Source organism: Bradyrhizobium sp. MV1.5 (assembly GCF_055807615.1).
In genome coordinates this window covers 13064-32166 of sequence record NZ_JBVVPL010000019.1, presented here as the reverse complement: position 1 = coordinate 32166, position 19103 = coordinate 13064, and the positions used below count along the sequence as shown (strand labels likewise).

The following is a 19103-nucleotide window of genomic DNA, read 5'->3' as shown; positions in this document are numbered from 1 at the left end:
GAATCGGACCCGCAGACGCAAGGGCAGCAGGGGCGAAAGGTACGCTGATTCCCAGATTACGGCCATTTCCAGTACTTTTCAGGGGTTTTATTGCCGGCTGGCACCAAATCCGCTCTTCAGACGCATGACATAGCCGATGACTTCGGCGACCGCATGGTAGTGCTCGGTCGGGATTTCCTCGTCGATCTCGACGGTGGCGTAGAGCGCGCGGGCGAGCGGCACGTTCTCGACGATCGGGATGTCGTGCTCGCGCGCGATCTCCCGGATCTTGAAAGCGAGGTTGTCGACGCCCTTGGCGACGCAGATCGGCGCCGACATGCCGCGCTCGTAGGACAACGCGATCGAATAGTGGGTCGGGTTGGTGATGATCACCGAGGCTTTGGGAACCGCCGCCATCATGCGCTTCTTGGAGCGCTGCTGGCGCAGTTGCCTGAGCTTGCCCTTGATGTGCGGGTCGCCTTCGGACTGCTTGTACTCTTCCTTGATCTCCTGGAGCGACATCTTCTGGCGCTGGAACCAGCTGCGATACTGGAAGAAATAGTCGCCGATGGCGATGATCGCGAGCGCCGCGACCACCGCGCCGAGCAGCTGAATGGTCAGGCTGGTGGAGGCGCCGAGCAGGGCGGCCGGATCGAGCCTGACCATCGCCTCCATGCGATGCCGCTCCGGCCACAGGATCGTGGTCATGACCGCGCCGAGCACGATCAGCTTGCCGAGACCCTTGAGGAAGTTCGCCGCCGCTTGCTTGCCGAAGATGCGCTTGAGGCCTTCGGCAGGCGACAGCTTGCTGAACTTGGGCTTGAGGGATTCGGCCGACCAGACCAGGCGGTGCTGCAGCATGTTGCCGGCAATTGCCGCCAGCACCAGCATCAGCAGCGGCACGCCCACCGCAGCGAGCACCGCGACTTCGATCTGCTGCATCAGGGCGAGCAGAGCCCTGCCGTCGGTCTTGATCATCCAGGAATTGGCGAGCAGGTTGCGCATCGGCGCCAACAGCCCGCTGCCGACCGATCCCGAGAAGCTCGAGACCACGAGCGTGGCGCCCGCGATCATGAACCAGGTGTTGATCTCCTGGCTCTTGGCGACGTCACCGCGTTCGAGCGCCTCTTCGAGACGTTTTTGCGTCGGGTCTTCTGTTTGACTCTCTGGATCGTTGTCTTCCGCCATCGATCACCCGATCACTTGAGTGGCATCATCTGGTGCATGACACCGATGAAGTAGTCGAGAAAGGTGCCCATCATCGCCGTGAGCACGACGGCAAGCACCAGGAAGCCGGCGAAAATCGACAGCGGCACGCCGACGAAATAGACCTGCATTTGCGGCATCAGCCGCGCCAGCACGCCGAGCCCGATGTTGAAGACGAGGCCGAACACCAGGAACGGTCCGGAAAGTTGCAAGCCCAGGCGGAACGCGGCGGCGAAGGCACGCGTCGCCAGCGCGGCGACATCGCCGCTCGACACCGTCTCGCCCGGCGCGAAGATGGTGTAGCTGTCGTTCAGCGCCGCGATCACCAGATGATGACTGTCGGTGGCGAACAGCAGCGTGACCCCCAGTATCGTCAGGAAGTTGCCGACCAGCACGCCCTGCTGTCCCTGCGTCGGATCGACCGAGGTGACGAAGCCGAGCCCCATCTGCTGCGCGATCACGGCACCGGCAACCTGTAGCGCCGACAACGTCACCCGCGCGGTCGCCCCCAGCACGATGCCGATCACGATCTCATGCAGCATCAGGACCAGCAGCGGCGCGATCGAGCCCATGTCGACCTGATAGGCATTGCGATGCAGCGGCAGGATAATCAGCGTGAGCAGCAGCGCGATCGACAGTTTGATCCGTGTCGGGATATTGGTCTCGCCCAGGCCCGGCAACAGCATCACCATCGCGCCGACCCGGGCAAAGGCGAGCATGAAGGAGGCGGCAAGCGCCGGCAGCAGCGAGACGTCGATGCGCATGACGGGCGCATTGTGCCTCAGCCGCCGATGATTCGCGACGATATCCGCAGCATGTGGGAATGCAGTGCGTCGGCCATGAACGGCAAGGCCAACAGCATTGTGGCAAAGATGGCCAGGATCTTCGGCACGTAGATCAGCGTCTGCTCCTGGATCTGCGTCAGCGCCTGGAACAGCGACACGACGACGCCGACCACGAGGCCGACCACCATCAGGGGCGACGACACGATCACGATGGTCCAGATCGCATCACGCGCGACGTCGAGGGTTTCCGGTCCGGTCATTTCGCAGTTCCTTTGTTCATTCCTCGCCTCCCCATCGCTGTTGCGAGCGATGCGAAGGCCTATCCCCCGTCATTGCGAGCGTAGCGAAGCAATCCAGACTGCCGCTTCGGAAAGATTCTGGATTGCTTCGCTACGCTCGCAATGACGATTGGGGTGGGCGCGAGCACCAAAAATCAGATCGGCATCTTCATGATGTCTTCATAGGCCGCGATCACGCGGTCGCGGACGGAGACCAGCGTGGACACGGCGACGTCGGTGTCTGCGACCGCCGTGACCACGTCCATCACGTTGGCCTTGCCGGCGGCCATCGCCACCGTCTGCGCATCAGATTTGCGGCCGGACTCCAGGACGCTGCCGACGGTGTCTTTCAGAAGCGAGGCAAAGGACTGCCCGCTCGGCTCGCTGCCCTTGCCGGCACCGCTGTTCTCCAGCACGCGGGCGAGGTTTGCATAGGCGTTGGCGGCAATTGTCGGTGTTGCCATGGTTCAAATGTCCTGTTCAGCTCTTGAGGATGTCGAGGGTGCGCTGGATCATCCGGCGCGTCGCGCTGATGATGTTGAGATTGGCCTCGTACGACCGCTGCGCGTCGCGCATGTCGGTCATCTCGACCACCGAGTTCACGTTGGGATATTTGACGTTGCCGGTCGCATCCGCCGCCGGATTTCTCGGCTCGTATTTGGTGCGGAAACTGGACTGGTCGGGCTTGATCCTGCCGAGGGTAACGACCTGCGCGTCGAGTGTACGGTCGAGCGCGGAGGAGAAGGTCGGCACCTTGCGCCGGTAAGGATCGCCGCCGGCGGTCGGCGCCGTCGAATCCGCATTTGCGATGTTCTCCGAGATCACCCGCATGCGCCCGGCCTGCGCCCGCAGACCGGAGGTCGCGATCGCCATCGAGCGGGCAAAGTCACTGCTGTCATTCGCCATGATGCGCTTCCTCTAGCTCTAGCCTTTGCCGATCGCGGTCTTGAGCAGGTGCAGGCTCTTCGAATAGAGCGAGGTCGCCGCCGCATAATCCATCTGGTTGCTGGCGGCCTTCATCATCTCCTCTTCGAGATTGACGGCGTTGCCCGCGGGGCGGGTCTCAAAACCCGCATTCTTGTTCTGGTCGAATCCGGAGGCCGCGCCTGACGGCGCCATGTGGGAACCGCTGGTGCGGGTGAGCTTCAAGGGGCCCATCGAACCCGTGACGGCGCCGGCCTCGTCCAGTTTCGGCTCGACCAGGTCGCGCGGCCGGAATTTAGGCGTGTCGGAATTGGAGACGTTCTCGGACAGGACGCGCTGGCGCTCCTGGTGCCATTGCATCTTGGTGCGAAGCGCCGAGAGCACCGGAAGATCGTTGATGGACATCGTTGCGGCTCCTTCCGCCTCGCAGGACCCATGGTCCGAAGCTAGGCAGAATTTGCCGCCTGTATGGTTAACAGCTGGTTAAGGAGATCGCAGGCAGTTGTCCCCCGCCGGGACACCAATGCCGCGTGCCCCGTGATTCTACGCCTCCAAAAGCGGCATTAACCCAACCGCTTGGCGGCGCATGCACAGGCCAAGAAGTCGTTTTGGATCGAGCGATTCATGGGTTATTAAGAGTTGGGGACGGCAAAACTTGCCGTGGGACGTTAAGAAATCGCAGTTTGGGGCAACGTAAGCCGGTGGTTGGCGCATCTGACCACGGGCCCGAGAACAGCGCCATTTGTCGGGGACAAGTATGCAAGGCAGCCCTATCACCTTCATCGTCGCGTTCATCGTCGTTCTGGCGTTGATCGGCGTCGCTGCATGGCTGGTTCGCCGATTCGCAACCAGCCGGCTCGGCGCCAACACCCAGCGCGGCCGGATGCCCCGGCTCGCCGTGATCGATGCCGCCGCGGTCGACGGCCGCCGCCGCCTGGTGCTGGTCCGGCGTGACAATGTCGAGCATCTTCTGATGATCGGCGGCCCCACCGACATCGTCGTCGAACCCAACATCGTGCGCGCAGCGCCCGGCCGCGACCAGCTCCCGCAGCGCCCCAATGCCACCGAGCCGCGTCTTGCGCCGATGCATGATACCAGCAGCTGGGCCGACGAGGCACCGCGGCCCGAGCTGCTCGATCATCCCGAGCCGCAAATGCCCGAGCCGCCGCCGCGGCCCGCGCGCCCCTCCTTTGCCGACGAAGTGCGCCGGCCCTCTCCCGCCCTGGCCGAACGCCGCAACGAGCCGCCCCTAGGCGGCTTCCCCTCCGAGCCGATCGCGCCGCGCCCCGAGCGCGAGCTGCGTCCCGAACCTATTCCGCCGCGCGTTGCGCGCAGCGAACCCCCTCTGATGCCGCGTCCGCCGCGCCAGAGCGAGCCGGTGAAGGCGCCTCCAGTGCGCGCCGAGCGCGTAGCCGCGCCCCCTCCGCCTTTGCCGCAGGCTCCGCCCGTTCCGCCGCCGGCGCCCGCTCCTGCGGCGCCATCGAGCGCCGAGCAGAATCTCGCCGAGATGGCGCAGCGACTCGAAGCTGCGCTGCGCCGCCCCGCCGGCGAGACGCTTGCCCCTCCGGTCGCCCCGGAGCCCCCCGCCGCTCCTCCACGTGCGGCCCGCAGCGAACCGCCGGCACCACCGGCCGCTCCCGCAAAGCCGGCTCCGGAAAAGACCAGCTTTGAAAATCTCGAAGACGAGATGGCCTCGTTGCTCGGCCGTCCGAAGCCGTCTTCGTGAGGCTGCCGGCCCTCCCGCGTAGAGTTTTTTTTCTTTCTGTCCTGATCGGCGCGGCTTCGCTCGCGATGCCGGCGCATGCGCAGGACATCAGCATCAATCTCGGCGGTGGAGGCGCTGGCGGTGGCGGCGTCACCGAGCGCGCGATCCAGCTGATCGCGCTGCTGACGGTGCTGTCGATCGCCCCGTCGATCCTGATCATGATGACGTCGTTCACGCGCATCGTGGTCGTGCTGTCGCTGCTTCGCACCGCGATGGGCACCGCGACCGCCCCGCCGAACTCGGTGATCATCGCGCTGGCGATGTTCCTCACCTTCTTCGTGATGGGACCCGTCCTGCAAAAATCCTACGACGAAGGCATCCGTCCGCTCGTCGCCAATCAGCTCGGCGTCGAGGACGCGCTTCAGCGCGCCTCCGTCCCCCTGCGCGGCTTCATGCAGAAGAACGTGCGCGAGAAGGACCTCAAGCTGTTCCTGGATCTGTCCGGCGAGCCGCCGCCCGCAACTCCCGACGAGCTCGGCTTACGCATCCTCGTCCCCGCCTTCATGATCTCGGAGCTGAAGCGCGCCTTTGAGATCGGCTTTCTGCTGTTCCTTCCCTTCCTGATCATCGACCTCGTCGTCGCCTCCGTGCTGATGTCGATGGGCATGATGATGCTGCCGCCCGCAACCATCTCGCTGCCGTTCAAGCTGATCTTCTTCGTGCTGGTCGACGGCTGGTCGCTGGTGGCAGGGAGCCTGGTGCAGAGTTACGGGGGGTAGCGGGCCCGGGGAGCGGTCACCGCCCCCGTCCTCTCTGGCCCAAGGCTTGTAGGCGTGCATTTGAGCTTACCAGTGCAAGGCGGAGGCCCGCCACCGTGGGCGCGTTCGGCGGGTCGTGACATACCGGAATATGCTCAGGTTGCGAATTCAATGGTCCGTTGATATGATGGTTATCATCCATTGATCCGAAGCGGCTTATGACCAGCAACGTCGAAAACCGTCCGTTCGCTCGAATCGTGCCGCTTGGTCTTCAGGTCGCCGTTCTTGCTGCGTTGTCTGCGAGTGGCACGTTGGCCACCAACATTCTGTTGCCTTCGCTCCCGAGTATCGCCGTCGCGGTAGGCGTCTCCAGCGCTCAGGTAACGTCAGCTATCACCATATTCCTCGCCATGTTCGCGGTCGGACAACTTGTTGTCGGTCCGTTGTCGGATCGTTTCGGCCGGCGCATACCCGTGATGATCGGGTTTGCTGTATTTTTCGCAGGTAGCATATGGTGCGCGTTAGCCGATGATTTGACGGCACTATTGATTGGTCGCGTTGTGCAGGCCGGTGGCGCATGTGCCACGTCTGTGCTTTCGCGAGCTATCGCAAGAGATCTTTTTCAGGGCGAAAAGCTAGCGCGCGTGCTCACCTTCGTTATGGTTGCGATGGCAGCGGCGCCCGGATTCTCGCCCCTGGTCGGTGGCGCGCTGGATCATTTTTTTGGCTGGCGTTCAGCATTTGTGTTCGTCGGGATCTTCGCCGTCGTCGCCGCTTCAGCATTTCTTGCGGCTTTCGGAGAAACGCACCACGCGCCACGCGCCGAGTTCGATTTCTCGACGATCGCCAAGAATTACTGGTCGCTATCGACTGACCGCCGTTTCTTGGTTCCTGCCGCAACTGTCAGCCTCATCTTAGGTGCGCTGTTTGCAATGTTTTCGGCGTTGCCGCGTGTCTTGATAGAAGGCCTCGACTTCACACCCATGCAACTCGGCCTGTTCTTCGCAGGCACTGTCATGATCGTCTTTAGCGCGGGCATTATCGCTACAAAAATTGTTCCGCACCTTGGTCTCGACCGATCGATTTGCATCGGCCTCGCGCTGGCCTGTGTCGGTGGCGGCATGGTGTTGCTGTTCGCGCTTTTCGACGGGCGCTTTTTGCCATTTCTTGTCGGCGCATGCGTATTCCTGCTAGGCATGGGCATGGTCAATCCGCTCTGCAGCGCGCAAGCTCTTTCGCCATTCGGCGATCGCGCCGGTGCTGCCTCGGCCCTTTTGGGTTTCTGGCAGATGTTGGCCGCAGCGCTGGGGGTATCGCTTGCGGCGGTGATCGCAAGGAACCCCATGATCGGGCTTGGTCTCGTGCTAGTGCTTGCGTCGACCTTGGGGTCGGCAATTTATCAGGTGCGGGTAAAGCTCAACTAAGCCCGTTAAGATCGCTTGCTGGCCCTTAGCTGCTTCCCTGTTTCTACGCCCTAAGGTGTTTCTCACAAGGGGCCTGTAGCCCTCAGCCGATTAGCAAAGGCAAACGGGCCATGTCCGGTCTCGAAGACTGAACGGGCGGCCACCTCTGCGCGGACTGTTCGGGTTTATGAGTACGCGCCCTAAGCGATAGTCTCCGGCCCTCCCCGCCATTGCGAGAGCACCAGAAGCCGCAGGCTCCTACCGCGTCATCTTGATCTGCCGCACGACGGGGATCGTGGGCAGCGAGCCGGTGTGGTCGGATTCGTCCTTGGCCTGCGGAGAGGCCGGCGCGCGGGCGGTGGCGTCGGGGAAGCGCTGCTTCATCTCGCGCAGGAAGCCGTCGAGCGTGTCGACGCTGGCAGCCAGCTTGGCGATATCGGCAAACTCCGCGCTGGAGGCGCCGGTCGGTTTGCTCGCGATGTCGAAGGCGAGCCGATCGGCGCTCTCGCTCATCAGCGGCGCATATTTCTCGCGGAAGCGCGACACGCCGATCGAGTCGTCGGCGAGCGCATAACCGACGGCTGCGCGGATGATGTCGCTTTTCTCCACAGCGTTGAGCGGCTTGAAGTCGCGAAAGCGCTCGCCGTAATAGAGCTCGATCTGCTCGGCGGACTCACGCCAGCGCCGCGCCGCCCAGAAGATGTCGGATCGCAGGCGCAGCACCTCGCGCCCCGTAACGTTGGAGACGATGTCGAGCGCGAGATCGTGGCGGCCGACGTCGCTCTGCGCACGCGCCTCCAGCAGCAGGCGTTGCTGCCTGAGTTCGCCTGAGAGGTCGCTGATACGGCTCGCGCGCAACGCCGTGATCGCCATGTCGGGTCTGCGGTTGGCGAGATAGATCATGGAGAGGCGCGCGGCGACTTGCGCACGCGCCGCGCCTTCGAGGCGATGGTCGACCTGGTATTGCAGGAGCTCGGCGGCCTGGTCGAGCAGATCGATCGAGGCGAGACGGTCGGAGAGGCGTCGGATCAGTTCGTCGCCGCGGCGGCCGATCGGGGTCAGTTCGCGGAACTCGTAGAACATCCCGAGCGCTTCGATCGGCGGCAGCTCGTCGCCTTTGGGTCCCAGGAAGATCTGCGTGAACAGGTCGGAGGCGAGGTCCTGCGCCTGGCGCGAGGCGTCCGCGTTCGGCTGCAGCTTTGTCGCGGTACGCGCCGCGGTGAGCGCATCCCGGTAGCGCCCGTTCTCGGCAAACATCTGCGACAGCATCTGGAGCGTCTTGACCTCGATCGAGTCGCCGCGCCAGGTCATAGCGAGCGTTTCGAGCTCGCGCAGCGCGTCTTCCTTGCCGATCTCGTCGCGCTTCTGCCGCAGCGCGACCTCGAGCTGCTTGGCCTCGGCCGCAGCCGGCCGGTCGGACGAGCCGACCGCGAACTTGTAGTCGTCGAGCGCGTCCTTGTCGTGGCCGAGCGCCTCGGCGAGCCGGCCGCGCAGCACGGCAAAGCCGGGCGCGGCCTCGGGCGAGACACCGACCACCTCGAGCTCGCTGCGGCGCTTGGAGGCGCCGGCATAATCTTTCACCTCGAGCGAAGCGCGCATTGCCTCCATCGTCACGATGCGCTGGATGTCGAGCGGCAGCGAGGCGATGGCGAATTCGACGTTTTTGAACTTCTCGCGCGCATCCGCCCATTTGCCTTGGCGCGCATAGGCGAGTGCCTTCCAGAGCTGGGAATCGTGGCTGTTGCCGATCACGGGGTTGGCGAGGTCCTTCAGGCCCTGCGCCGGCCGGCCGATCAGGATGCTCGCGATCGCATGCATGATCAGCGCACCGCTCTCCTCCTTGTTGAGGGGATCGGCCAGCATCAATTCGGTGACGGCCTTGGCCTCGTGATACATCGCGCGCGACATGTAGAATTGCGCGAGGTCGAGCCGCGGCAGCGAACGCATCGCCGGTTCGACGTTGGAGATCGCAGTGATCAGCTCGTTCTGGCGCGCTATGAAATTTTCCGACTGGCCCTTGCGCCAGCCTTCGGGGCTGAAGACCGGCCGCACTGCGGTCGGCGCGCGCTCGGCCGAGATGTCGACCGGCGACAGCGTCAGCCCGCCCTTCTTGCCGAGGATGACCTTGTCGGCCCCGACCTCGACGCCGACCTCGTCGGAATTCGGCCGGATCGCGATGCCATGCGCGGATTCCAGCAGCGCGAGATCGACGAGGTCCTGCCGCTTGATGAAGCCGCGCACCGGCCGCTGCGCGGTGATGACATAGAGCGTGTCGCCGGCATCGGGGTCGGTGAGCTTGTGCAGGAGCCCCGGATTGGCGAAGGGGATCGCGATGTTGGCAAGCGCCGGGTCGGTGATGTTGCGCGAGATCATCAGCGGCAGCGGCGTCGCCTGGATCCTGTCGGCGAGGGTCAAGAGCCAGTTGGTCTGCTTGCCGACCTCCTCGCTCGACAGCGAATAGACCAGCGGCCGGGTGAGACGGATGCGTACCGCCTGTCCCTTCTCGAGCGGGACGCGGCCGACCTCGCCGATCATCGCACCGCCCTTGGTGCGGATCGCCTCGACGTCGATCGGCTTCGCTGTATCGAACACCAGCCAGACGGTGTCGCCACGGCGGAACGCCGCCGCAGGCGTTGCAACCTGAAGCGGGAAGGTCACGCGCAGGCCGTCGCTGTCGCGACGGACATCAACGCTGGCGCCACTCGGCTGTGGTGGCGCGGCGGGCGCCTCTGCTGGCGCAGTCTTGACGGCTTCCTTGACCGGCTCCTTGACAGGTTCCTTGGCAGCTTCCTTCACGACCGCTTGAGGCGCTTCGGCCATGACGGGCTTGGCAGGCGCGACCGCAGTTTCTGCAACTGGCGCGACAGTCTTTGCAACTTCCTTCGGCGCTTCCTTGGGCGCTTGCGCAGCGTGTCCGGCTTCGGATGCAGGAGCCGGCACCGATTTCGGCGCTTCAGCGGGCGGCATGGCCGCGGGCGCTTCCGCCTTCACCTCGGGCTTGACGTCGATCCTGGCTTCGCGCGCGATCGTCTCGGACGTCGGCGGCGCGATCTCGCGCTGCGCGTCCTTCGGCTTCTCGGCCGCCGGCTCTTCAGGCGGAGCCGCCGGTCCATGGGCGGGGGGCTTGGCCTGCGCGATCGCAGCCTCCGCCGAATTGGCCATCTTGCCCTTGTCCGGCTGGAAAGAGATATCGACGACGTAGTTCTTCTCGTCGCGGAAGGAATGCACGTCGGAATCGCCGATCAGCGCGATCTCGACACTGGTCTGGTCGATGTCGCCCTTCTGCTTGATCGAGGCGACGTTCGGCGGCGCTGCGACGACCGCGTCCGCCAGATCGAAATTGAGGTTGGCGTTGAAGGCGAGCGTGAGCTTCTGCTCGTTGAGCACGGAGGACACACCGACGCCGTCGGGCATCTCGAACACGAAGCGGACGAAGGTCGGCTGCACCGAGGCGCGCACGCGGATCTGCGGACGCTTCTTGCTCTCCGCCGCGGCGCGCTGGGCGCGCAGCGCGCGTTCGGCGACGCGCGCGCGCTCGGCGAGTTCCTTGACCACGTCCATCGGCAGGCTCGGCGGCGGCCCCTTCCAACCCTCCGGCAAGAGGTCGATAAAGGTGCGTTCGCCGGCATTCATGGTGTTGACGGTGACGCGCCGCGCCAGCGACAGGCGGATTGCGCCGCCGTCGGGATCGCGGCGGGCGGAGTTGACGTAGTCGGGCGCACCTTCCGGAACGCGGTCGACCGGGACGTCGACCGCCCGGTCGAAGCGGATGACGAGAATGGAGCCGGCCGTCGTCACCTCGGAGGGGACGTCCTCTGCGAGCTTAATCACGAGACGGGCAAAGCCGCCGCTGGCCGAGAAAGTCGCCTCACCCCGGATCGCGTCGGCCGCCAGGACAGGCGCCGTGAAGCCGATCAGCAGGCTGGCTGCCAGCAGCGGCGCCGCGCGGACATGACGCGACAGCCTCCGCGCCAGGGCGCGGGCTCGCGACACAAATCCAGCGGCAGCCTCTCGCGCCATTGACGGCATTTCTTCCGGTTCGACGGTCCACGCCGGTATTGGTGCCGGCCCCTGCCCCAGACTGTAGATTTTGGCAATTAAGGACTTCTTAAGTATGAGCCCTCAATTCGGCTTTTGCGTCGGCTTGCCGTCGATCTTGGGCAGCTCGCCGGCCGAGGCGGACTGATCGCCGCCGCCATTGGCCCGACGGGCCATCTCGACCGTCAGCCGCTCAGCGGCTTCCGGGGACATCAGTCCCATGATGTCCGACATTTTTCGCGGCGCGATCTGCGAGGCGATCTCGATCAGCACGCCCATCTCGAGCCGGTCAAAGACCCGCGCCGCGTCCTTGGGCTTCATGCCCTCATACATCGTCACGAGGCCCTTCATGCGCTGGGCTTCGGCGGCCTTCTGCTCGGCCTGCGTCGCGGAGATACGGGTTTCTACCGCCTTCATCTCCTCGACCTTGTTTTCGATGCGCTTCTCGGCGGATTTCAACAGGCTCTCGCGGATGTCGATCTCGCGCTGGCGGGCCTCGATCTCCTGGCGGCGCGACTGCAGGCGTTCCAGGATCGCGCGCTCCGAGGCGGAGATCTGCGGCTGGGCTTCCTCCTTGACCGCGGCGCCTTCGGACTTGGTGTCGGGTGCGGCCGGCTTCGGCGCCTCCTTCGGCGCGCCATGGGTCGAGCCGGTGATGTCGGGATCCTCGCGGCTCGCCGGGAAGTTCAGATTCTCCTGCGCCCAGGACTTCTTGGTCGGGCTCGGCTTGTAGTCGAAGACATAGCCGCCATTGAGCACGAGGCCCGCCACCTTCAGCGTGGCGAGGCCGGCGACGGCAACCAGCACGATCGGAATGACGCGGATGTTGCGAAAAGACTTCATACCCTGACTTTATGCGGCAAGACCGTTGGATCGTCGACGTTCGGAGAAGGCTTCGGCCGCAGCCGCCACCGCCTTCGCCGACGAGGGCTTGGCAGCGGGCGCGGCGACCGTTTCCGGGTTCGTCACGGGGCGCGCGGCGATCGCGATCTTGGACAGCCGCCGCACCACGTTGTCGGCTTCGCCGAGCTGCTTGTAGAGCTGCTCGGACATCTGGGTCGCCGACGCAAGCTGGCTGCCGAGGTTCTCGTTGACGTCGCGCACGGCGAGCTTCAACCCGCCGATCGCGCGCTCGGCGATCTCGGTTGCGGTGATCAGCTCGCCGATGACCGCCTTCAGCGAATGCTCGTCCGCCTTCAGCCGCGTCAGCCGCTTGTTGAGCGTGACGCAGTAGACGATGGTCAGCATCAGCAGGATAGCCACCAGCGTCTCGATCGCCATTCCCAGGGAGTGGTTCATGGGGCCTCCATCATCTTGTTCTGCTCGTCGACCTTTTCGAACATCGCAAGTGTCGTACTTGGCTTGCGCAAGGGTTTCGTCACCCGTATCGCGACGCGGTCGCCGACCCGGCCCATGCGTCCTTCGGTGATGGTGACGTCGCCGCAGCGGACGGTGACGTTGGCATCCGCGCGCATGTCCAGCGGCAGCGTGTCGCCGACCTTCAGCCGCATCAACTGCTTGAGCGGAATGTCGGCTTCGTAGAGCACAGCGTCGACGGAGATCTCGGCCTGGACGATCTCGGTGGCGAAATGGCCTTCCCAGATCTGGTCGCGGCCGAACTTTTCGCCCATGAACATCTGGAGCAGGACGCCCCGGATCGGCTCGATGGTCGCGTAAGGCAGCAGGAGCTCGATGTTGCCGCCGCGATCTTCCATGTCGATGCGCAGCCGCACCAGGATCGCGGCGTTGGCAGGACGGCTGATCGCGGCGAAACGCGGGTTGGTCTCGAGCCGGTCGATGGTGAAGGTCACCGGCGACAGCGGCCGGAACGCCTGTTCGGCATCGGTCATGACGACTTCGACGAGCCGCTTGACCAGCTCTGTCTCGATCGTGGTGTAGGGCCGGCCCTCGATGCGCAGCTGGCTCGAGCCGCGGCGGCCGCCGAGCAGCACGTCGATCATCGAGTAGATCAGGCTGGAATCGACCACGGCCATGCCGAAATTGTCCCACTCTTCGGCCTTGAAGACGGTGAGGACGGCGGGCAGCGGGATCGAGTTCATGTAGTCGCCGAAGCGCACCGAGGTGATACGGTCGAGCGAGACTTCGACGTTGTCGGAGGTGAAATTGCGTAACGAGGTCGTCAGCAACCGCACCAGGCGGTCGAAGACAATTTCGAGCATCGGCAGACGCTCGTAGGAGACCATCGCCGAATCGATGATGGCGCGAATGCCGGAATGGTCGTCGAGCGTGACGTCGCCGACCGCGAAGCCGAGGAGGTTGTCGATCTCCTCCTGCGACAGCACCCGTTCGCCGGAATTCTTGCCCGCGCCGAGATCGCGGCTGCCATCCTCGACCATGGCCGCCCATTGCAGGGCCATGGTCTCGGAGAGTTCGTTTTCGGCAGCAGCCTTCGCGGCCTCGGCGGGATCCTCGGAATCGAGCGAGGCCTCCCATTGGGCGGCAATTGCATCCTGGTCTGGTTGGTCGGTGCCTGCCATGATCCCTAGCCCGTCATGCTCACTGGATCACGACTTCCTTGAACAGCACCGCGCTGACCTGGACCGGAGCGACCGCAGCGTTGACGCGCTTGGTCAGCTCCTCCTTGAGGCGGAAGATGCCGGCGGAACCGTTGAGGTCGGAGGAGCGCAGCTCGCGCGCATAGGTCTGGAAGATGTCGGTGATGCGCGGCATCGTCGGCTTGATCGCCTCGACCTGCTTCTCTTCCTTCAGCTCCAGCACGATTTTGAGCTTCAGATATTGCACGCGCTCGCCCGGCGCGCCGGCGAGGTTGACCATGATGTCGGGAACCTCGACGAAAGACGGCGGCTTCGGCGGAGGCGCCGCCTCGGCGTGATGCTCGTCGTCGCCGTGACGGAAAAAGAAGAACCAGGTCGCGGCGCCGCCGCCGAGAACGGCGAGCAGGCCCACCACCATGATCATCAGCTTGAACTTGTTCTTGGGCGGAGCGGCTGCCGCGCCCTCAGTGGCTGCGCCACCTTCCGCTTCATTCTCTGCCATGATCGCCGCGCTCGCTCATCTCTCAAAAAGGGTCGAAAGAGCGAAGCTCCTGGCAGACAATGACGCGATACAAATGCCCCAGCGCAGTGCTCCTCTTACCCGCAAACGCTACGGTAATAATGGTTAACGGAACCTTTCCATTGGGCCTTCGCTAGGAAAAATCTGCCGGGCAAACATGGCTAACAGACCCTTTCTGCCGCCTCCCCGCGCCCTCGAAAAACAGACAAGATATTGAAATCGCGCGATATTTCTGCTTGGCACGAGTTTCGCTGAGAAAGGACCGAGACCCAAGGTTTGGGAGAACCCGAGGTCTCGTTCACGGGATCGGCCAATGCGCTTGGGAGAGCGAGCTGGCGGATCTCACTCAGGGGAGATTTCCGATGCAGAACGCGCTTCTGATCGGCTTGTCACGACAGATGACGTTGGAACGGCAGATGGATGTCATCGCCAACAACGTCGCCAACGCCAACACCAACGGCTTCAAGGCCGATCATTCGCTGTTCGAGGAGTACCTCAACTCCAACGCGCGTGAGGACAATTTCGTCGCCTCCGACCGCCGGGTCTCCTATGTGCAGGACCGCGGCACCTTCCGCGACGTCGGCCAGGGGCCGATGGAGCCGACCAAAAATCCGCTCGACATGGCGATCAGCGGCAACGCCTATTTCGCGGTTCAGGCCAATGGCGCCGAGCGCTACACCCGCGACGGCAAATTCTCGCTCAACAGCACCGGCCAGCTCGTCACCTCCGACGGCAACCTCGTGCTGGGCACCAGCGGCCCGATCACCTTCCAGCCGACCGACCACGACATCAACGTCGCGCCGGACGGCACCGTCACGGTACTCGAGGGCACGGCCAAGAACGACTCCATCCGCGGCAAGATCCGCATGGCCTCGTTCGACGATGCGGCCAAGCTGACCAAGCTCGGCGCCAACCTTTACGACATCGGCTCCGCCGTCCCGCAGGCCGACACCAAGTCGACTGTGCAGCAGGGCTATGTCGAGAAGTCGAACGTGAACTCGGTCGGTGAGATGAGCCGCATGGTCGAAGTCATGCGCAGCTACACCGCCATCGCCAACCTGCTCCAGCAGCAGAGTGACATGCACAAATCGGCGATCGAGAAGCTCGCCGACGTTCCGGCCTGATTGAGGGAGAACTGACATGCAGGCGCTTCACACCGCAGCAACCGGAATGGCGGCACAGGAACTCAACGTTCAGGTGATCTCCAACAACATCGCCAACCTGCGCACCACCGGATTCAAGAAGCAGACCGCGGCGTTCCAGGACCTGATCTACGAACACGTCCGCCGCGTCGGCGCCCAGTCGTCCGACCAGGGCACCATCCTGCCGGTCGGCGTCGACATCGGCGGCGGCGTCAAGACCGTCGGCACCCCGCGCAGCATGACCCAGGGCACACTGTCGCAGACCGGCAACGACCTCGACGTGGCCATCACGGGCGAAGGCTTCTTCAAGATCCTGATGCCCGACGGCAGCTACCAGTACACCCGCGACGGCACCTTCCAGATGGACAATCAGGGGCGCATCGTCACCGCGCAGGGCAACCCGGTGCAACCGACGATCACGATCCCGAACAACGCCTCGGGGCTTACCATCAACGTGCAGGGCCAGGTCTCGGTGACGCTGCCGGGTTCGTCGACCTCGGCCGTCCAGGGCCAGATCGGCCTGACCCGATTCATCAACAAGGCCGGCCTCCAGCCGGTTGGCAACAATCAGTTCACGGAGACGCCCTCCTCCGGCCCGCCGCAGGATGGTACCGCGAGCTCCGAAGGTTTCGGCAACATCACCCAGAGCAGCCTCGAGCAGGCCAATGTCGACGTCGTCTCGGAAATGAGCGACCTGATCGCCGCCCAGCGCGCCTACGAGATGAACGCCAAGGTGATCAGCGCCGCCGACCAGATGATGCAGTCGACCACGGCGCTGTTCCGCTGAGGTGATGACGATGATCCGCACCACCCTCGCCACCATCTCCGCTCTCCTCGTGCTGGCGCTGCCCGCACGGGCCGCCGACGACTTCATCGCGACGCCGACGCTGCGCGCGAGCATCACCGTGACCTCGGACGTGGTGCGGGTCGGCGATCTCATCGACAACGCCGGCTCGGCCGCGCTGATCCCGCTCTACCGCTCGCCCGATCTCGGCACCACCGGTGCGCTGCCGGTCGCGCAGGTGCTGGCGGTGTTGCGCGCAAAGCAGGTGATCGGCGTGATGACCGGGGAAATCAAGGAGGTCCAGGTCACCCGTCTCGCCCGCACGCTGGCGAACAAGGACCTCGAAACCGCGGTCGCCTCGGCGCTCGAGCGCCGCTTCGGGCTTGGCGATGCCGCCAACATCACCGTCACGTTCGACCGTGGCATCGCCGACATGCGGTTGGATGCCTCCAACACCGGCGCACTGCAGCCGGTCGCAACCCGCTACGACGCCCGCAGCGGCCGTTTCGACATCGCGTTCGAGATCAACAACGACAACAATCCGGCACCGACCAAGCTGCGTTTCACCGGCACCGCGATCGAAACGGTGGAAGTGGCGGTGCTGACGCGCGATATCGATCGCGTCGATCTCCTGAAGGCGTCCGACGTCGCCATGGAGCGCCGGCCGAAGGCCGAGGTCATCGGTGAGGCCGCCTCGCGCGATCGCACGCTCGGCATGCAACTCCGCCGGCCGATGCGGGCGGGGACGCCGATCCGCGTCGCCGACATCGTCAAGCCCGACTTCGTGCAGCGCGACCAGAACGTCACCGTCATCTACCAGGTCCCCGGAATCTATCTCACCACACGCGGCAAGGCGATCGAGAGCGGCGCCGAGGGCGACACCATCAGCGTGCTCAACCTGCAGACTAAGCGCACCCTGAGCGGCGTCGTCACCGGCCGCGGCCAGGTGACGGTCCAGGGCGCCAGCCAGGCCGCGCCGATGCCGGCCGCGGTCGAGCAGACCTCCTCGCTCAAGCGCGACGAGGCGCCCGCCCCCGTCGATACCGCAGCCCTCGTCCGGAACCTGGTCCAGACCCCGGCATCCCCGGCCCAGATCGCGCAAGCCCAGATCCCGCAAGTTCGCGTCTCGCAAGCTCCAGCCAAGTCAGAGTAAGTCATGTCCAGGTTCAGTTCGGCTTTTCGTCTCCGTCGCATCGCGATCTCTGCCCTGCTGCTGGCGACTTGCGCGCTGGCGAGCGGCTGCTCCTCGATCGACCGTTTGTCGCAGATCGGCGAGCAGCCGAAATTGTCGGCGATCGATAATCCGACGACGCAGCCCGGTTACAAGCCGGTGCAGATGCCGATGCCGAAGCCGGAAGTCGCCTCCTACAATCCGAACTCGCTGTGGCGCAGCGGCAGCCGCGCCTTCTTCAAGGACCAGCGCGCCCATCAGGTCGGCGACATCCTGACAGTGGCCGTGAACATCACCGACAAGGCCAATATCGAAAACGACACCCAGCGTAGCCGCACCAACAAGGAAGACTCCGGAATCACCGACTTCATCGGCGCCAAGACATTGGGCGCCCAAGCGCAGAAGGTGTTGCCCGGCCGCATCCTCACCGCTGACTCGACCGCGTCCAGCGAGGGCAAAGGAAGCGTGGACCGCAAGGAGGCGTTGCAGACCAACGTCGCCGCTGTCGTCACCCAGGTCCTGCCCAACGGCAACCTTGTGGTCGAAGGCAAGCAGGAGATCCGCGTCAACTACGAGATCCGCGAGCTCATCGTCGCCGGCATCGTCCGCCCCGAAGACATCCAGAGCGACAATACGATCGATTCCACCAAGATCGCGCAGGCGCGCATCGCCTACGGCGGCCGCGGCCAGATCATGGACGTGCAGCAACCGCGCTATGGCCAGCAAGTCATGGACGTGCTGCTGCCCTTCTAGCCTTCTCCCGAGCTCCCACATCGTGTTCGCGAATCTAGGCGCGGACGACGATGTACGACGCGGCCCTCGCTAGCTCCCCTGGCGAGGGCCGCATGTATTTTGGCGATGGCTGCATACAGCGCTCAGGCACGCGCGATTGTAGCGACGCCGCTATCCCCCTCTCCGCCCTCTCAACTGTCATCGCCCGCGAAGGCGGGCGATCCGGTATTTCGAGACGTCAGTGATGAGCCGAGAAGCCGCGGCATCCTGGATTCCCTGCCTTCGCGGGGAATGACTGCGGGGAGTACCGCGGCGCCTAAGTAAACTCCGCCTCCACCGTCCCCAGCCCGTCCAGCTCCATCCGCACCTTGTCGCCGGCTTTCAGCCACAGCGTCTTCACCAGGCTCCCGGTGAGAACGAGCTGTCCCGCGTGAAGACCCTTGCCCTCGGCGGCGAGATGGTTGGCGAGCCAGGCGAGTGCGTTGTGGGGATGGCCGAGCACGTCGGCGCCGGTGCCGTGGCTGACCTCCTCGCCGTTGACGATGGCGCGGCCTTTGACGGCCTTCAGGTCCGGCACCGACGAGCGCGGCACGACCTCGCCCAGCACGCAGCCGGCGGCGAAGAAATCGTCGGCGATCAACGTCGGCGCCCCCATCGTTTCCCACTTCACATAGCGGTCGTCGACGATCTCGATCGCGGGATGATAGGCCTCGACGGCTTCGCCGACCCATTCGGCCGTGAACGGCGCCTCGCCGGCGGCGAGATTGCGCTTCAACCGCACCGCGATCTCGCACTCGACGCCGACGCGGACATAGTCGGCAGCGGCGAGCCGCACGCCGCTGTCGTGCACGCCCTTCTGGAACACGCCGCCGCCGCATGGGTGTGGAATGCCGATGTAATCCTGCATCACCTGGCTGGTGCAGCCGATCTTGTAGCCGACAAGCGGGCCCGCATGCGGCAGCAGCAGATCGTGCAGCGCGCGCTGGACCTGATAGCCCTCGGCTTCATCGGCGGGAGGAACTTCGAGCGCCGCGAGCGGCGCATGGTTGCGGCGCGCCAGCGCGATCGCCTTTGCGGCTGCGAGAATTCTGTCCATCGGCGCCGGCTCCCACGCTACGCAATCAGGGGCGGCACTTCAGCATCCCGGCCGGGGCGTGACAAG

19 protein-coding genes are annotated in these 19103 nt (G+C 64.6%); 7 read left to right on the top strand and 12 right to left on the bottom strand.

The annotated features are described in order from the left end of the window. Positions 1-87: 87 nt before the first annotated feature. The 6 genes from flhB to flgB form a co-directional block, all read right to left on the bottom strand. Positions 88-1167 carry a flagellar biosynthesis protein FlhB gene (flhB, locus tag AC0L2J_RS19015; protein ID WP_473393054.1) on the bottom strand — a complete coding sequence of 360 codons (1080 nt, stop codon included), beginning with the start codon at positions 1165-1167 and terminating at the stop codon, positions 88-90. A gap of 11 nt (positions 1168-1178) precedes the next feature. Next, positions 1179-1949: a flagellar biosynthetic protein FliR gene (gene fliR, locus AC0L2J_RS19010; protein WP_007612283.1), complete on the bottom strand. Its 771-nt coding sequence runs from the start codon at positions 1947-1949 to the stop codon at positions 1179-1181. Positions 1950-1966: 17 nt separating this feature from the next. Beyond that, positions 1967-2230 (bottom strand): flagellar biosynthesis protein FliQ, encoded by a 264-nt coding sequence (gene fliQ, locus AC0L2J_RS19005; protein WP_007612284.1) that lies wholly within the window; start codon positions 2228-2230, stop codon positions 1967-1969. 173 nt (positions 2231-2403) lie between these two features. Then, positions 2404-2712, bottom strand: coding sequence for a flagellar hook-basal body complex protein FliE (fliE, locus tag AC0L2J_RS19000; RefSeq protein WP_007612285.1), 309 nt, complete (start codon positions 2710-2712; stop codon positions 2404-2406). Between the two features lie 16 nt (positions 2713-2728). Next, complete coding sequence (gene flgC, locus AC0L2J_RS18995; protein WP_473393050.1) at positions 2729-3154, bottom strand: flagellar basal body rod protein FlgC; 426 nt, start codon at positions 3152-3154, stop codon at positions 2729-2731. Positions 3155-3172: 18 nt separating this feature from the next. Continuing rightward, positions 3173-3577, bottom strand: a complete 405-nt coding sequence (gene flgB, locus AC0L2J_RS18990; protein ID WP_473393047.1) for a flagellar basal body rod protein FlgB — start codon at positions 3575-3577, stop codon at positions 3173-3175. 352 nt (positions 3578-3929) lie between these two features. Between flgB and AC0L2J_RS18985 the strand changes: the two genes are divergently transcribed. The 3 genes from AC0L2J_RS18985 to AC0L2J_RS18975 all read left to right on the top strand — a co-directional run bounded on the left by AC0L2J_RS18985 (position 3930) and on the right by AC0L2J_RS18975 (position 7059). Beyond that, complete coding sequence (locus AC0L2J_RS18985; protein ID WP_473393045.1) at positions 3930-4898, top strand: flagellar biosynthetic protein FliO; 969 nt, start codon at positions 3930-3932, stop codon at positions 4896-4898. After that, positions 4895-5656 carry a flagellar type III secretion system pore protein FliP gene (gene fliP / locus AC0L2J_RS18980; protein WP_007612290.1) on the top strand — a complete coding sequence of 254 codons (762 nt, stop codon included), beginning with the start codon at positions 4895-4897 and terminating at the stop codon, positions 5654-5656. The genes AC0L2J_RS18985 and fliP overlap by 4 nt, the downstream gene beginning before the upstream one ends. Before the next feature lie 197 nt (positions 5657-5853). Beyond that, positions 5854-7059 (top strand): multidrug effflux MFS transporter, encoded by a 1206-nt coding sequence (locus AC0L2J_RS18975; RefSeq protein WP_473393042.1) that lies wholly within the window; start codon positions 5854-5856, stop codon positions 7057-7059. 237 nt (positions 7060-7296) lie between these two features. On the opposite strand, the gene AC0L2J_RS18970 is transcribed toward AC0L2J_RS18975, so the two are convergent. The 5 genes from AC0L2J_RS18970 to fliL form a co-directional block, all read right to left on the bottom strand. After that, a complete protein-coding gene (locus tag AC0L2J_RS18970) occupies positions 7297-11058 on the bottom strand; it encodes a tetratricopeptide repeat protein (RefSeq protein ID WP_473393039.1) in 3762 nt (1253 codons plus the stop codon). A gap of 102 nt (positions 11059-11160) precedes the next feature. Further along, a complete protein-coding gene (locus tag AC0L2J_RS18965; protein ID WP_007612293.1) occupies positions 11161-11919 on the bottom strand; it encodes a MotE family protein in 759 nt (252 codons plus the stop codon). A gap of 9 nt (positions 11920-11928) precedes the next feature. Continuing rightward, complete coding sequence (locus AC0L2J_RS18960; protein ID WP_007612299.1) at positions 11929-12375, bottom strand: DUF6468 domain-containing protein; 447 nt, start codon at positions 12373-12375, stop codon at positions 11929-11931. After that, entirely contained in the window at positions 12372-13574 is a 1203-nt protein-coding gene (gene fliM / locus AC0L2J_RS18955) for a flagellar motor switch protein FliM (RefSeq protein WP_007602134.1), read from the bottom strand. Before fliM ends, AC0L2J_RS18960 begins: the two co-directional genes overlap by 4 nt. Positions 13575-13593: 19 nt before the next feature. Continuing rightward, entirely contained in the window at positions 13594-14094 is a 501-nt protein-coding gene (gene fliL / locus AC0L2J_RS18950) for a flagellar basal body-associated protein FliL (protein ID WP_473393034.1), read from the bottom strand. Between the two features lie 380 nt (positions 14095-14474). Between fliL and flgF the strand changes: the two genes are divergently transcribed. From flgF to flgH, 4 genes are read left to right on the top strand one after another with little or no spacing between them, the layout of a single operon-like run. Continuing rightward, positions 14475-15236: a flagellar basal-body rod protein FlgF gene (gene flgF, locus AC0L2J_RS18945; RefSeq protein WP_007612301.1), complete on the top strand. Its 762-nt coding sequence runs from the start codon at positions 14475-14477 to the stop codon at positions 15234-15236. A 16-nt stretch (positions 15237-15252) separates the two neighbouring features. Continuing rightward, positions 15253-16041, top strand: a complete 789-nt coding sequence (gene flgG, locus AC0L2J_RS18940; protein WP_007612302.1) for a flagellar basal-body rod protein FlgG — start codon at positions 15253-15255, stop codon at positions 16039-16041. A gap of 10 nt (positions 16042-16051) precedes the next feature. Then, positions 16052-17191: a flagellar basal body P-ring formation chaperone FlgA gene (gene flgA, locus AC0L2J_RS18935; protein WP_473393025.1), complete on the top strand. Its 1140-nt coding sequence runs from the start codon at positions 16052-16054 to the stop codon at positions 17189-17191. 3 nt (positions 17192-17194) lie between these two features. Further along, a complete protein-coding gene (flgH, locus tag AC0L2J_RS18930) occupies positions 17195-17962 on the top strand; it encodes a flagellar basal body L-ring protein FlgH (RefSeq protein ID WP_063995720.1) in 768 nt (255 codons plus the stop codon). A gap of 295 nt (positions 17963-18257) precedes the next feature. Here flgH and AC0L2J_RS18925 read toward each other — a convergent pair whose 3' ends face one another. Further along, positions 18258-19037, bottom strand: coding sequence for a 2-keto-4-pentenoate hydratase (locus AC0L2J_RS18925; protein ID WP_007612306.1), 780 nt, complete (start codon positions 19035-19037; stop codon positions 18258-18260). Positions 19038-19103 lie beyond the last annotated feature (66 nt).

Coding starts and splice junctions, on each gene's coding strand:
- flhB (WP_473393054.1), bottom strand. CDS start 1,167: ATGGCGGAAGACAACGATCCAGAGAGTCAAACAGAAGACCCGACGCAA.
- fliR (WP_007612283.1), bottom strand. CDS start 1,949: ATGCGCATCGACGTCTCGCTGCTGCCGGCGCTTGCCGCCTCCTTCATG.
- fliQ (WP_007612284.1), bottom strand. CDS start 2,230: ATGACCGGACCGGAAACCCTCGACGTCGCGCGTGATGCGATCTGGACC.
- fliE (WP_007612285.1), bottom strand. CDS start 2,712: ATGGCAACACCGACAATTGCCGCCAACGCCTATGCAAACCTCGCCCGC.
- flgC (WP_473393050.1), bottom strand. CDS start 3,154: ATGGCGAATGACAGCAGTGACTTTGCCCGCTCGATGGCGATCGCGACC.
- flgB (WP_473393047.1), bottom strand. CDS start 3,577: ATGTCCATCAACGATCTTCCGGTGCTCTCGGCGCTTCGCACCAAGATG.
- AC0L2J_RS18985 (WP_473393045.1), top strand. CDS start 3,930: ATGCAAGGCAGCCCTATCACCTTCATCGTCGCGTTCATCGTCGTTCTG.
- AC0L2J_RS18975 (WP_473393042.1), top strand. CDS start 5,854: ATGACCAGCAACGTCGAAAACCGTCCGTTCGCTCGAATCGTGCCGCTT.
- AC0L2J_RS18970 (WP_473393039.1), bottom strand. CDS start 11,058: ATGGCGCGAGAGGCTGCCGCTGGATTTGTGTCGCGAGCCCGCGCCCTG.
- AC0L2J_RS18965 (WP_007612293.1), bottom strand. CDS start 11,919: ATGAAGTCTTTTCGCAACATCCGCGTCATTCCGATCGTGCTGGTTGCC.
- AC0L2J_RS18960 (WP_007612299.1), bottom strand. CDS start 12,375: ATGAACCACTCCCTGGGAATGGCGATCGAGACGCTGGTGGCTATCCTG.
- fliM (WP_007602134.1), bottom strand. CDS start 13,574: ATGGCAGGCACCGACCAACCAGACCAGGATGCAATTGCCGCCCAATGG.
- fliL (WP_473393034.1), bottom strand. CDS start 14,094: ATGGCAGAGAATGAAGCGGAAGGTGGCGCAGCCACTGAGGGCGCGGCA.
- flgF (WP_007612301.1), top strand. CDS start 14,475: ATGCAGAACGCGCTTCTGATCGGCTTGTCACGACAGATGACGTTGGAA.
- flgG (WP_007612302.1), top strand. CDS start 15,253: ATGCAGGCGCTTCACACCGCAGCAACCGGAATGGCGGCACAGGAACTC.
- flgA (WP_473393025.1), top strand. CDS start 16,052: ATGATCCGCACCACCCTCGCCACCATCTCCGCTCTCCTCGTGCTGGCG.
- flgH (WP_063995720.1), top strand. CDS start 17,195: ATGTCCAGGTTCAGTTCGGCTTTTCGTCTCCGTCGCATCGCGATCTCT.
- AC0L2J_RS18925 (WP_007612306.1), bottom strand. CDS start 19,037: ATGGACAGAATTCTCGCAGCCGCAAAGGCGATCGCGCTGGCGCGCCGC.